Source organism: Owenweeksia hongkongensis DSM 17368, from assembly GCF_000236705.1.
Lineage (GTDB): Bacteria > Bacteroidota > Bacteroidia > Flavobacteriales > Schleiferiaceae > Owenweeksia > Owenweeksia hongkongensis.
This window is the reverse complement of record NC_016599.1, coordinates 874,840-887,913: the sequence shown is the minus strand read 5'-3', so window position 1 is coordinate 887,913 and position 13,074 is coordinate 874,840. Positions and strand designations below refer to the sequence as shown.

Below are 13,074 nucleotides of genomic sequence, written 5' to 3'. Positions count from 1 at the left end.
TCATTATAAAGGTTTTTCAAAAACCAATTAACAAAACAGTCCTTTTTGGGTTATAAACTAAAAGAAAGATAATATTAAAGATGAGGATAAACCCTAAGAGTATTTGGGAAATGCTAAAAGCCACTGCAAAAAGTTGGAATGATAGCGACCCATTTCGTCAAAGCGCCATTATTGCTTACTATGCAATATTTTCTATACCAGGTTTATTAATGATTGTAATCTGGGTGGCGGGTTCACTATTTGGTCCAGAGGCGATCAGAGGAGAGATTAGTGCTCAAGTTTCCCAATTTATGGGACCGGAGGCTGCAACAGGAATAGAAGATTTGCTTGCAAATGTAGAGCTTAACGATAGTAATTTTGTGATGAAAACTATTGGAGTGCTTACATTAATTTTTGGTGCTACCACCCTATTTTTTCAATTGCAGAAATCCCTCAACTATATTTGGGATGTAGAGTCTAGTCCTGAAAATGGAATCAAAAAACTAATATTAGATAGAGCTTCTTCTCTGGGGTTAATTTTAGTAATAGCTTTTTTGCTCCTTATCACACTGGTACTTTCTGCAATTATATCAATTCTAGGAAACTGGATTGACAATAATTTTGGAGATGTATTATTATATGCGGTTCAGTTACTCAACTTCGTACTATCCTTAGGAGTGGTTTCCTTGCTTTTTGCAGTAATGTTTAAGTTTTTGCCGGATGTCGAAATTTCCTGGAAATCGGTTTGGGTGGGTAGTATTGTGACTGCAGTTTTGTTTTCAATTGGTAAAACATTGCTAGGTCTCTACTTTGCGCATGCTGACCCGTCTTCTAGTTTTGGAGCGGCAGGCACTATCATTTTGGTTATGATATGGGTAAATTATACTTGCCTTATTTTGTTTTTCGGTGCTGAATTTACGCAAGTGCATGCCCGTAAATACAATCATAAAATACGACCTAGTAAACATGCTAAATGGCGTGCAGAGCATATTCTTAAAAATATGGAAGATAAACCGGAACCTATAAAAGACTAAATGGACAGAGAAAAAAGGCTACAGCGGCTACGGCAATTGGGTTTTGGCACTAAGGGGATGATATATGTATTGTTGGGAGCTCTTGTAACTATGGCTGCATTTGGCCTAGGAGGAAAAGTTTCTGATCAAAAAGGTGTGATGCTTTTTCTATTGGATATCCCTGCCGGTAAAATAATGGTAGCTATTGTAGCATTGGGGCTGGTAGCATATACCTTATGGCGGTTTTATCTGGCGTATGCCGACCCCAGGGGTGAAGATGTAGCCGATGTAAAACGATATGGTGTAAGAGTTCAATATGTGTATTCTGGTTTATTTTATGGCTCCATTGCCTTTTCTTTTGCCAAGGCACTTTTTGGAAAAGCATCTTCGGGTGGAGAAAAAGAAAAAGTAATGCTGGGTAAACTTTTGGAAACAAACATTGGGCCCTGGCTTATCGGGGCTATTGCTATAGGAGTTGCTGGTCAGGCTATATTTCAGGGTTATTTAGCTTTTACAGGAAAATATATGATTCAAATTGATGACCAGCCAGATAAGGCTTATAAATTGGTAAAGTATACGGGGCGAATTGGTTATTACGCAAGATTTGCCCTTTTTGGAATATTGTCCTATTTATTACTAATAGTTATTCTGGATCATAATGCTGATGCCTATGATGGTACCACTGGGGCTTTTCGGCATCTATTAACTTACGACTATGGTCGTATTCTCATGGGAGTATTAGCATTAGGGTTTTTGAGCTATGGTTTATTTTGTATTCTGGTGGCGCGCTATAGTAATATGACTAAACTTTTATAAAAATTTAAAAATTAAATAAAATCGACTAATTATGAACATTTCTGAAAAGCAAGCAAAAGAAATAGCAGTAGGACTTGGAGCCTTGGCTGCCGGATTTTTTTTGAAAAGAATAATGGAAAAAGGTTATGAAGGTATTTTTGATAAAGAACCACCAAATGCAGTAAAGGATGAAGATATAAACTGGTTACATGTCATAGGATGGTCAGTGATCACTGGTTTTACAGCCACAATGCTCAAAGTAGGTATCAAGAGAATGGGAGGAAAGTATTTGGATTAAACTTCTGTAAGCATTGAAGTATAAAGGATATAATTATTTTTGTGCTCCTTGAAAAAAAGATAAGATTATATGGGAAGAGCATTTGAATATAGAAGAGCAGCAAAAGAAAAGAGATGGGGCAAGATGTCCAGAATATTTCCTCGATTGGCCAAAGCCATTACCATGGCTGCAAAAGAGGGAGGGATAGATCCTGATACAAACTCAGCTTTGCGCACAGCCATTCAAAATGCGAAGGCGCAAAACATGCCCAAAGACAATATCGAGAATGCTATAAAAAGGGCTTCGGGCAATGATGCAGAAAACTATGTAGAAGTAAACTATGAAGGCAAAGGCCCTCATGGAGTTTTAGTTTTTGTAGAGTGCGCTTCTGATAACACTACCAGAACAGTAGCTAACGTAAAATCATATTTCAATAAGGCAGGTGGAGCAATCGTTCCTACCGGATCACTTGAATTTATGTTTGATCGTAAGGCAGTATTTGAGATTGAAGCCAGTAAAATTGAAGATACAGAAGAATTGGAGCTTGAGCTTATTGACGCTGGACTGGAAGAGATTGATGTGGATGAAGAAACTGTGTACTTGTATGGAGACTACACTGCCTTTGGAACATTATCTTCAGCATTAGAAGAAAAGGGTATTGAAGCGAGCAAAGCCTCATTACAAAGATTTCCAACTACTCCTGTGGAATTTACGGAAGAACAGATGGTAGACATTGAAAAAATGTTGGAAAAGATTGATGATGATGACGATGTTCAGGCTGTATTTAACAACATTGCATAATGGGAGCTACATCTAAAATAGTTTACCAAGGTGGACTGCGTACAGAAGCTGAGCACTTAAAGTCCGGCCAAAAAATAATTACAGATGCACCAACTGATAATTATGGTAAAGGTGAAGCGTTTTCACCAACTGATTTATTGGCCACAGCACTTGGAGCATGCATGCTCACGGTAATGGGAATTAAAGCACAGTCTCTCGGTTTTGACTTGGAAGATGCCTCGGCAGAAATCATAAAGGTGATGGATGACAACCCTAGAAAAGTAGGAGAGGTAGGTGTAAAGATTTCGCTTAAGCAGAACTGTGATGATAAAACCAAAAAAATACTTGAAGGCATTGGTTTAAACTGCCCCGTAGCGAAAAGTCTAGCTTCTGACTTAAAGCAGAACGTCAGTTTTGAATGGAGAAGTTAAGGTTGGAATTTTAAAGTTTTTTACACGGCAGCATTTTTAGGTTTTATATTTCTGGATAGGTGAGACACAAATGAACCAAAGAATACGATTCGTAAATGCAAGCCTTTTGGATTCAGAGCTTAAAGGTTATAATCAGCTTTAAGAACTTAAACTTGAGGAAATTATTAGGGTTTGCAATTTCTTTTCACATTTTTACTTGTAAGTAATTGTTTTTAAAGGGGTTGTGTTTGTTAGCAAAAAAATAGGCGTGTAGATTCCGACCTCAGTTTTGCATAATCCAATTTTTTTTTCCTAAAATTGCTGCAGATAATTAAAAACAGTAAAAAGCTGTTTGTTTTAACCTCATTTAACAATTATTCTTAAGATGAAAAAATTACTTTTCGTATTCGCTATCGCTGCTATCGGTTCATTGGCTAGCTGCAAAAAAGATTACACATGTGAATGTACTATTCTTGGTGTATCAACAAGTTTTGAATTAGAAGACCAAAAGAAAGGAGATGCTGAGGACGCTTGTGATGCTCTAGAAGCTGGCGGATCTGAGTGTGAGTTGAAGTAAGACTCTAAAAGTTTTAATACTTGAAAAGCTATATTGAAAAATATAGCTTTTTTTTGTGCTTAATATTTTGAATTATGAAGTGGTTAAAACTTGCTCTTCGCCTCATCGTTGGGGTGTTTTTTATTTTTTCAGCCTATGGAAAGCTCGATGCAATGGGGGCATTCGAGGTGTATGTTTTCAGATCTAGTTTTCTTTCATTTGACGGAGCAAGTGTGGTAGCTAGATTGATAGTTGCGGCAGAAATAATAGCTGGTGTTGGAATTATTTTTAAGCTAGGTTATAAAGCTATTTGGAGACTTACATTTCTGTTTATATTAGTTCTGACTGGCTTCTTAGCAAAACAGTTGCTGCTTGGTAGCGATGAAAACTGTTTTTGTTTAGGAGAGCTTATGGAAATGTCCCCAGCTGAATCACTCCTAAAAAACGTGGTACTTATCGGTCTATTATTACTGATAAGGAAAGATGATGTTACATTCGATTTTCGTCTTAAGCAGCTAGTGGTGAGTTTGGTTTTTGCAGCTTCTGTTATTGTACCTTTTGTAATTTCTCCACCAGATCTTTTTGTAAAAGGACAATTCAATTCGGCAGAATACAATCAGACTGCATTAGATGATGCGATTGCTAATGGAGAAATTTCCACAAAATTTTTAAAAGGGCGAAAGATGCTTAGTTTTTATAGCATGAAATGTAAGTACTGTAAAATGTCGTCCGAACGTATCTCTGCTTTAGTTAGAAAAAATGACATCCAAAGGTCTCAAGTAAATATTATTTTTGGAGGAATGAGTGGAAATCCCATTGAGTTTTTTGAAGAAACGCATTCTCAGGTTTTTGAATTTTCACGTTTACCTCGCGAACCTTTCTTGAGTATTACTAAAGGAATGATGCCTTTGACATTGTTAATTGAAGATGGAAAAGTTATTTCTGAGATGAATTACAGAACTATTGACGAAAAAGAAATCACAAACTTCCTGAATGGTAAAAGCTAATATTAAGTAGACAATTAGGTTCGTTGTTTTCTTATATTCGGTGTGTGCTTAAACAAGCCAATATTTAAAACCTTCACTTGTAGTTTTATGAAAAATGTACTGTATATCGGAGCCGTGGCTGCTGTAGTAATTTTGAGTTCTTGCCGAAAAGAATACACGTGCGTATGCACGGAAGATGGTTACACGCAGGAGTATGAATACCAAAGCATAAAGGAGGACGATGCAAAAAGTGAATGTGAAGATCAGCAGGATACTTTCAATGCGAATGGGCAAAGTGTGGTTTGTATTCTAGACTAGAATAATTCCATTTGTCCTTTTGGGGCTCGTACAAAATGCTCAAAATTATACTCGGGCATTGCCTTCCCTTTAAAGTACTTTTTCCGTGCAAGCATAAATAAACTGCGTATTTGTTCGGCTATCTTGCCATCACCACGCATCCTTCGTCCATATTCTGAGTCATTCAAATTACCACCGTGTAGTTCTTCTATTTGGTGTTTTACTTTTTGTGCCCGGTCGGGAAAATTGTGATCCAACCAATCCAGAAAAATCTCACCAATTTGTCCATTTAGCCTTACCGTGGTGTAGTTTATAGAAAGCGCTCCCGCATCAGATACAGTTTTGGCTAAAGGCAAAATCTCATGGCTATTCAAACCGGGGATAATAGGGGCCATCATTACATTTACAGGGATGTTATGTTTGGCAAATAGCTCAATGGTTTGAAGCTTTCGTTTTACAGAAGCTGTTCTAGGCTCCAGTTTTCTTCTCAGACCTTCTTCCAGACTTGTGATGGACAAACTCACTTTTAGCAAGCCATAATTATTCAGTTCTTTCAGTATATCTAAATCACGCTGAATGAGTGCATTTTTGGTAATAATGCCTACTGGATTTTTGTACTTTAATAATACTTCTAATAGTTTTCGGGTTATGCCAAATTTGGCTTCAGCGGGCTGGTAACAATCCGTATTTCCAGAGAGCATAATAGGCTCTGGCTCCCAGGATTTTTTCTGTAGATGCTTCTCTAAAAGTTGTGGAGCATTTTTCTTTACCAAAATGATTTGCTCAAACTCGCTTCCGGCACTGTAGCCCCAATATTCATGTGAATTACGAGCATAGCAATAGGTGCAACCATGCTCACAGCCTTGGTACGGGTTCATACTCCAGGCCATGCCCACGTCCGGGCTTGCAACCTTGTTTACAATAGATTTTGGGTAAACCTCAATGAACTTCGTCTTTTGCTCCAAACTAGTATCTTCATCATTCAATCGTAGAAATTCCAGATACTCATCTTCTACCTCGTAGTTGTTTTGCGCAAAGCGATTATGCGTATTTATTTGTGCTCCTCTTCCTTTTTTATAATCCATCAGCTGACATTCAAAAGCTTATACAAATCGACCTAGTTACCCAAATGTAAGAAGGAGAAGAGAGGATTACCAGTCTAAATAAGAGGTATTCAAATAACTTATCAAGAAGACTAAAAGTGATTGAGGTACTACTTAACTAAGTGGATGGCAATGGCTTGAATATTAATTAAAGAAGGCTGGTAAAAACGTTTTGCCAGCCTGAAATTCAAGCGTAGTATTATTCACGCTAGTTTGCTAAATATTCTAACTTTACCGCCTTCAAAAAAACCAATTTTATGTCTGCAAAACTTTTAGAAGGAAAGAGAGGAATAATATTCGGAGCCTTAGATGAAAACTCCATAGCATGGAAAGTTGCTCAACAAGCAAATGAGCATGGAGCAAAATTTATTTTGACAAATGCACCTGTCGCCTTGCGTATGGGAGCCATAAATAAACTGGCTGAGCAAACTGGTTCTGAAGTGATTCCTGCCGATGCAACAAATATGGAAGATCTTGAAAACCTCTTTAAGCAAGCTGAAGAGAAATTAGGAGGTAAGCTGGATTTCGTTTTGCATTCAATCGGTATGTCTATCAACGTAAGAAAAGGTCAACACTATACAGACCTTAACTATGATTGGATGGCCAAAGGTTGGGATATTTCAGCAGTATCATTTCACAAAGTGATGCAAACTGCCTGGAAACTGGACAGCATGAATGAGTGGGGTAGTATTATGGCTCTTACCTATATGGCCGCTCAGCGTACATTCCCTGACTATAATGATATGGCAGATAACAAGTCATATCTTGAAAGTATTGCCCGTAGCTTTGGATACCACTGGGGTGTTCGTAACAAAGTTCGGGTGAATACCATTTCTCAATCTCCAACGGCAACCACCGCAGGAAGCGGAGTTAAAGGCTTTGATGGCTTTATCAATTATGCTGACAAAATGAGCCCTCTAGGTAATGCTACAGCAGATGAATGTGCAGGATATGTAATCTCTATGTTCTCTGACCTTACTCGTAAGGTGACTATGCAAAACCTATATCATGATGGAGGTTTTAGCAATGTAGGCGTGAGTGATGCTGTGATGGCGCAGTTTATGAATAACGAAAGCGAGTAGTTTTAGCGAATTACTTAATTCAAGTAAATATTAAGACCCTGCTTCGAAAGCGTTCGGAGCGGGGTTTTTTGCGTTTAGAGTGTTGCGGAAAAGCTTTAGATTTATAGTTATGAAAAGACTCCTTCTGACTATCGCTTTTTTGTTTTCCCTTTCAGGAAATGCACAAATCACCACATATAATTTGAACTATAATGGTCGACCATCTAAAATACTATCTGTTACAGGGAACACATTGATTGTTTTGAGTAAGTATAATTCTGTGCGAGATTCAATGGCGTATCTACAGAAGTATAAACTAATTAGCGATGAATATGTACAAGTAGGGAGTTTCAATATCGCTTCAGGTTTATGGGATTATAGGTTTTCAAATGGAAAGTTACACATAGTTGCCAATCAACAGCATGGTTGTGGGAACAATAGCGAAATCAATTATGTGGAAATTGATACCGCCAGTTTTGTTATTTTAAATACAAAGAATATAGGGTTAGATGTTGATGATGTGTGGCAGGCCAAGTTTTTAAATGATACGAGTATAGCATTTTGGCATAATTCACTTCAACCCTGGGGGTATTTTCCTGTAAGCAATAAATTAGAAAGACTTGATGAAAATGGCTCGCTAATCTCTGAACAGGGAGATTTTATTGCGCCAATGTATGATGGAGAGTTTATGCTACAAGTGTCAACACTTTTCGGTGGGAATGTTTGTAAGTTCAAGGTTTTTGAAGAGGGTCCACAAAATTATTGGGGAATACCTCAATTTGTGCCTTCAGATGTAAAGTATGCTCATTTTTATGACATTGACTCTATACTTCTGTTAACTGCAGATTCTATTGTAAAGATGGATACAACGCTTACATCTTATACAAGTCATGCTATCCCTGGTTATCAAATTTATCACATTGTAGATAATCATTTGTTTTTAATGGATGCTTCAAGAGTTTTGACCTTACGCTTACCTGATTTGACAATTATTGACATAGATAGTATAAAAGGTCTAGCTACACAATTTGATATTGTAGATGTATATCCTTCAGATAGTAATACCATATTGTGTGTTGCGGGTTCTGTATACTCTCCATCTTTAGAACTTAACCAAGTTCTGTTGAAGGCTGATATTTCTGCACCGAACGAAATTGAAAGAAATGAAATTAGTATGGATAGTGCGGTATTCGTACAGGTACTTTCTACCACAGCGTTTTGGCAATACCAAGAATATAAACTTTTCGTGACTAATCGTGGTAGCGATACCATTCATCAGTTTAGAGTATTGTATAATCACTTTTCAGGTATGCACGGCTGTGTGTCTAGACATAACTCAATAAAAAAATTACTAGTGCCTCCGGGAGAAACTAGGAGTTTTACAAGGAACGTAAATATTAGAGTGGAATGGCCTTCTGGTCAGGGATGTTTTTACGTAGCAGTTCCAGACAATCGACAAGAAGATAACCTAAGTGATAATTCTGCATGTGTATTTATTACTTCAAGCATAGGGATTGAAGAAGTAAGCGGTGTTTCCAAAGTTTCTTTTTACCCAAATCCTGTAGTTGATGACTTTCATATAGAAGGTGATCTTAAAGATTTGGAGTCTATGCAGCTATTTAGTCTCGATGGCCGAGAAGTAGAGTTGAATATTAATTCTTTGACAGACACCAAGATGACGATCAATCTAAATGGACTGCCAAAAGGAATTTACTTTTTACAGGTGCAAATAGGTGAGGAGGTGATAAGTCAAAAATTAATAAAGGAATAGGAGCATTCTACAATTAATAGATTAAATGGAACAGGAAAATTTTTCCTAATCATCTAACTACCCCGCCCTCTGGGCACCCCTTCAAACATTGAAGGGGAATTTCTGGACTTTGATCAAACCAAATAATCCTCAATCAACTCCCTCACACAGCCTGCACCACCGTTTAGGCTTAGCACCACTTCAGCGGTTTGCTTTACAGCAGATACGGCATCGGCAGGGCAGAAGGAAGCTCCCACTTTTTCGAGAATAGGAATATCGGTAACATCATCACCGATGTAGGCGATATCTTCAAATTTAAGATTTAGCTCTAAAAGCCAATCATTCAGAATTTCCAACTTAGGTTGTTTGCCAACGTAGACATGTTTTACGCCAAGCATTTCTGCACGCTTTTCTACCAGGCCAGTGCTAATTCCAGCACTGATGATTCCGGTGTTGATGCCGTTTTCACGACATTGCTTTATGCCTTGTCCATCCTTAGCGTTAAAGCGCTTTATCTCATCACCGTTTTTACTAAAAATCATAGCACCATCCGTCAGTACTCCATCACAATCCATGATGAGCATTTTGATAGCACGATTGCGGATAGACTCGCGCTTCTCCAAGTTTTTATGTAAAAGATGCTCAACAGGAATAGAAGTAGTTTTGCTTACCTCGAGTAGGGTATCTAAATCGAAAGAGGAAGGCTCGTTTCGTAACAAGCCCTTCTTTACCAAATACTGAATATTGCTAACGAAAAGAGAGGTATCAGCCATTGAGCACGTTTCTGATTTTCATACATTTTTCAAGAATCGGCTTTAGCTTATCCAGCTGAAGCATCGTGTGAGGGTCACTTTTGGCCGATTTTGGATCAGGGTGAGTTTCGATAAAGAAACCATCAGCTCCAGTGGCAATAGCCGAAAGAGCGATAGTCTCAATCAAACTGGGATCACCACCTGTTACGCCCTCAGTGCGATTTGGCTTTTGTACAGAATGTGTACAATCCATGATTACGGGCACACCGTGAGCTTTCAATCTTGAAATAGAAGTAGCGTCAACAATAAGATCGGAGTAACCGAAAGTGGTGCCGCGTTCACACACCCAAGCATTTTTGTTTCCTGTAGAAAGCACTTTCTCCACTGGGAACATCATAGCTTCTGGTGAAAGAAACTGACCTTTTTTGATGTTCACACCTTTACCGGTTTTACCGGCAGCAAGTAGAAGTTCCGTTTGGCGACAAAGAAAAGCAGGAATCTGAATATGGTCCACATATTTTGCAACGAGATCTGCTTCGTGGCTTTCGTGAATATCGGTAATGGTTTCTACACCTAACTCTTCACCAACTTCTTTTAATATTTGAAGGGCATTTTCATCACCAATTCCAGTGAAGCTGTCTAGCTTAGAGCGGTTGGCCTTGCGGTAGCTTCCTTTAAAAATGTAGCGGATGTCCAGCTCATCGCAAATGGCTTTCACCGTCTTTCCGATGTGCAGCGCCATCTCTTTATCTTCTATGGCACAGGGGCCAGCTATAAGTGTGAATTTCATTCGGTTCAGAATATTTGCTTGCAAAAGTAAGGGTTTGGGAAGGATTTTGAGGTGTGCTTTAAATCTCTTGTTGTCCACCCCCGTGTTTCAAACATCCCCTCGAGCATAAGGCCCATGTCCTCCTAAGGAGGAGGTGCCGAGGTACGAGGTGGAGGAGGACATTCTCATATTTTAGCCGAAAAATATCATTGCTCAAGCCGCATGACTCATACTTTTTCATTGATAAAAAGCATGCAACCCCGATAATTATCGGGGAGAGCATTTTAAAGAACTTTTGTTTTGTTAGACTTCGTATGCCACTGTTAAATGAGGTGTTGGTTTGATTGAGCAGAGAGTATTTTTATAAGCAATTGTCCATATGTGGAAAACACAGGAATCAAGAAATGCATGGGGTATACAGTATTTATTGTTTTACCACTTTCAGCAATGCTCTGTGGCCCTTACTTGAAAGAATTTCTAAAAAGTAAATACCTGGCATTACATCAAGATTTAAGTCTACCGAGTGGGCATGGCCCAATTCCTTTTTCAATACTTCTTGTCCCACTTGATTAGTAACGGTTATGCTAGTATATTTATATGTTTTTCCGAACTCAATGTGTAGATTTCCATCAGTAGGATTGGGGTATAGTTTAAAGTTATTGCCAAAGCTATTTTCCGCAAGCCCAGCATTGTGTACTGCTTCACAATAAGAAATGCCGGTACAACCATTTTGACTTACTGCTACAGCATAGTTACCATTTTTTCTGGGGATAAATGATCGACTGGTTTCTCCAACTATGCTGTCAAAGTTATTATCACAATCTAGCCATTGGTAGGTAGCCCCAAATGTGTTAGCTGTAAGTGTGGGGGCATTATTTGTAATTGACACATCTACAGGGCAAAATTTATATGCCCTCACATGTCCAGCATCATTTCCGTTACCATCATTAAACCTCGCTCCCACAGCTACAGTCAAACTATCAGCGCTGAGGTTTACGGAAAGTCCTGATTCATCATTCATTGCTTCACCTTCAATGTCGGGGCCTAGTTGTGTCCATTCACCGGTAGTAAACTTATATATCCGTACATGTCCGGCATTCGATCCATTACCATCATTTAATTGTGCTCCAATAGCTAGGGTTAGGCCATCTGCACTAAGACTTATAGATCCGCCTGACCTATCATCGGCTGCTTCACCGTCAATATCAGATCCTTTTTGTGTCCATACACCAGAAATCAATTCATACACACGTACATGGCCAGCATCCGTTCCATTTTCATCATTATAACGTGCGCCAACTGCCACTGTTAAGCCATCTGCACTGAGACTTACGGATTGACCAGACAAATCGCCAATGGCTTCACCATCAATGTCTGCACCTTGTTGAATCCAAGCACCCGTATCCAATTTAAATACCCGTACATGGCCTGCATCCTGACCATTTCCGTCATTATTAGGTGCACCAATGGCTACAGTTAAGCTATCCGCACTAAGGCTTACTGACCAGCCTGATTCGTCATCGGTGGCTTCACCGTCAATGTCCGCACCCTGCTGTGTCCATACGCCCGAAATCAAACTGTATACGCGTACGTGTCCGGCATTTGATCCATTTCCGTCATTTTCTGGTGCCCCTATGGCTACCGTTAAGCCATCAGCACTTAGGCTTACAGAGCGGCCGGATAAGTCATCCGCTGCTTCTCCGTCAATGTCTGCACCTATCTGCGTCCATGCTCCAGAAATAAAACTATATACCCGAACATGACCAGAATATGCACCGTTTCCGTTATTCCCAGTTGCACCAATAGCTACCGTCATGCTATCCGCACTAAGACTTATCGAAACACCCGAATGATCAAAGGCTGCTTCACCATCAATGTCTGCACCTATCTGAGTCCACGTGGCTGTGTCCAGGCTATATACTCTCACATGACCTGCTTTAGATCCGCTTCCGTAATTTCCGGTTGCTCCAATAGCTAGTGTCAAGCCATCTGCACTTAGGCTTAAAGCCGCACCTGATTGATTATTGGGGGTTTCACCATCCATATCCATCCCTAATTGATTCCAGGTTTGTGCAAAGGTGGTGTTCATACCTGCCAAAAGTAATAGGCAAAGTGTTAGCTTGAGTAGCGAGTTTTTAGTGTAGTTGATCATTGTTAGTGTTGATTTTATTTTGCTATTTCTACATAATGAATGTCATATTCAAATTCATTTATTTCGCAAAATATTTTGATGCAAAGTAAAACTTTAGAAAGTACTTTAAAGAGTCAAATTCTACTTTAGGTTTATACCTAAGTTTAGGTACTGTTTTGGAAGATTGATCTTTTTAAAAAGTAGCGAAGGATAGGGTTATAGAATTAAAGAAGTCTAAGTTTTGGTTCATTTTACAGACACCTTCATTGTTATCACCAGAAGTAATGTGTGCACATAATGGCAAATCAAATAATGTAATCGGTGTTTCTCAAACATTAATGACAAAGTGCTAATCCGGACTATCGAGGTATTGTTACGATTGCTTTCAAAAGCAGTTTCAAGAAAATAACACGGA

General features: G+C 38.9%; 14 protein-coding genes. 10 read left to right on the top strand and 4 right to left on the bottom strand.

The features are described 5' to 3' along the window. Positions 1-110 precede the first annotated feature (110 nt). The 8 genes from OWEHO_RS04110 (at position 111) to OWEHO_RS04075 (ending at position 5,114) form a co-directional block, all read left to right on the top strand. On the top strand, positions 111-1,013 hold the full coding sequence (locus OWEHO_RS04110) for a YihY/virulence factor BrkB family protein (protein ID WP_223252716.1): 903 nt from the start codon (positions 111-113) through the stop codon (positions 1,011-1,013). Beyond that, positions 1,014-1,808 carry a DUF1206 domain-containing protein gene (locus tag OWEHO_RS04105; protein WP_014201206.1) on the top strand — a complete coding sequence of 265 codons (795 nt, stop codon included), beginning with the start codon at positions 1,014-1,016 and terminating at the stop codon, positions 1,806-1,808. It begins immediately after the preceding gene. Between the two features lie 31 nt (positions 1,809-1,839). Then, positions 1,840-2,085, top strand: a complete 246-nt coding sequence (locus tag OWEHO_RS04100) for a DUF4235 domain-containing protein (RefSeq protein WP_014201205.1) — start codon at positions 1,840-1,842, stop codon at positions 2,083-2,085. A 69-nt stretch (positions 2,086-2,154) separates the two neighbouring features. Beyond that, positions 2,155-2,865, top strand: coding sequence for a YebC/PmpR family DNA-binding transcriptional regulator (locus tag OWEHO_RS04095; RefSeq protein WP_014201204.1), 711 nt, complete (start codon positions 2,155-2,157; stop codon positions 2,863-2,865). After that, on the top strand, positions 2,865-3,275 hold the full coding sequence (locus tag OWEHO_RS04090; RefSeq protein ID WP_014201203.1) for an OsmC family protein: 411 nt from the start codon (positions 2,865-2,867) through the stop codon (positions 3,273-3,275). The genes OWEHO_RS04095 and OWEHO_RS04090 overlap by 1 nt, the downstream gene beginning before the upstream one ends. Positions 3,276-3,639: 364 nt before the next feature. Continuing rightward, a complete protein-coding gene (locus OWEHO_RS04085; protein ID WP_014201202.1) occupies positions 3,640-3,831 on the top strand; it encodes a hypothetical protein in 192 nt (63 codons plus the stop codon). 74 nt (positions 3,832-3,905) lie between these two features. After that, entirely contained in the window at positions 3,906-4,817 is a 912-nt protein-coding gene (locus tag OWEHO_RS04080; RefSeq protein ID WP_014201201.1) for a DoxX family protein, read from the top strand. Positions 4,818-4,904: 87 nt separating this feature from the next. After that, on the top strand, positions 4,905-5,114 hold the full coding sequence (locus OWEHO_RS04075; RefSeq protein ID WP_014201200.1) for a hypothetical protein: 210 nt from the start codon (positions 4,905-4,907) through the stop codon (positions 5,112-5,114). Here the strand turns inward: OWEHO_RS04075 and OWEHO_RS04070 are convergent. Beyond that, the gene (locus tag OWEHO_RS04070) at positions 5,111-6,178 is read right to left on the bottom strand and encodes a PA0069 family radical SAM protein (protein WP_014201199.1); all 1,068 of its coding nucleotides are present in this window, start codon (positions 6,176-6,178) and stop codon (positions 5,111-5,113) included. The two genes, OWEHO_RS04075 and OWEHO_RS04070, sit on opposite strands and share 4 nt — an antisense overlap. A 275-nt stretch (positions 6,179-6,453) precedes the next feature. Here OWEHO_RS04070 and OWEHO_RS04065 point away from each other — a divergent pair, with 275 nt between their 5' ends. Together OWEHO_RS04065 and OWEHO_RS04060 are read left to right on the top strand one after the other, a co-directional pair. Then, positions 6,454-7,278, top strand: a complete 825-nt coding sequence (locus OWEHO_RS04065; RefSeq protein WP_014201198.1) for an enoyl-ACP reductase FabI — start codon at positions 6,454-6,456, stop codon at positions 7,276-7,278. A gap of 109 nt (positions 7,279-7,387) precedes the next feature. Then, a complete protein-coding gene (locus OWEHO_RS04060) occupies positions 7,388-9,028 on the top strand; it encodes a T9SS type A sorting domain-containing protein (protein ID WP_014201197.1) in 1,641 nt (546 codons plus the stop codon). A gap of 113 nt (positions 9,029-9,141) precedes the next feature. Here OWEHO_RS04060 and OWEHO_RS04055 read toward each other — a convergent pair whose 3' ends face one another. The 3 genes from OWEHO_RS04055 to OWEHO_RS04045 form a co-directional block, all read right to left on the bottom strand. Next, positions 9,142-9,780: a KdsC family phosphatase gene (locus OWEHO_RS04055; RefSeq protein ID WP_014201196.1), complete on the bottom strand. Its 639-nt coding sequence runs from the start codon at positions 9,778-9,780 to the stop codon at positions 9,142-9,144. Continuing rightward, positions 9,773-10,573 (bottom strand): 3-deoxy-8-phosphooctulonate synthase, encoded by an 801-nt coding sequence (gene kdsA, locus OWEHO_RS04050; RefSeq protein ID WP_014201195.1) that lies wholly within the window; start codon positions 10,571-10,573, stop codon positions 9,773-9,775. The genes OWEHO_RS04055 and kdsA overlap by 8 nt, the downstream gene beginning before the upstream one ends. Before the next feature lie 379 nt (positions 10,574-10,952). Then, a complete protein-coding gene (locus tag OWEHO_RS04045) occupies positions 10,953-12,680 on the bottom strand; it encodes a T9SS type A sorting domain-containing protein (RefSeq protein ID WP_014201194.1) in 1,728 nt (575 codons plus the stop codon). Between the last annotated feature and the right edge of the window lie 394 nt (positions 12,681-13,074).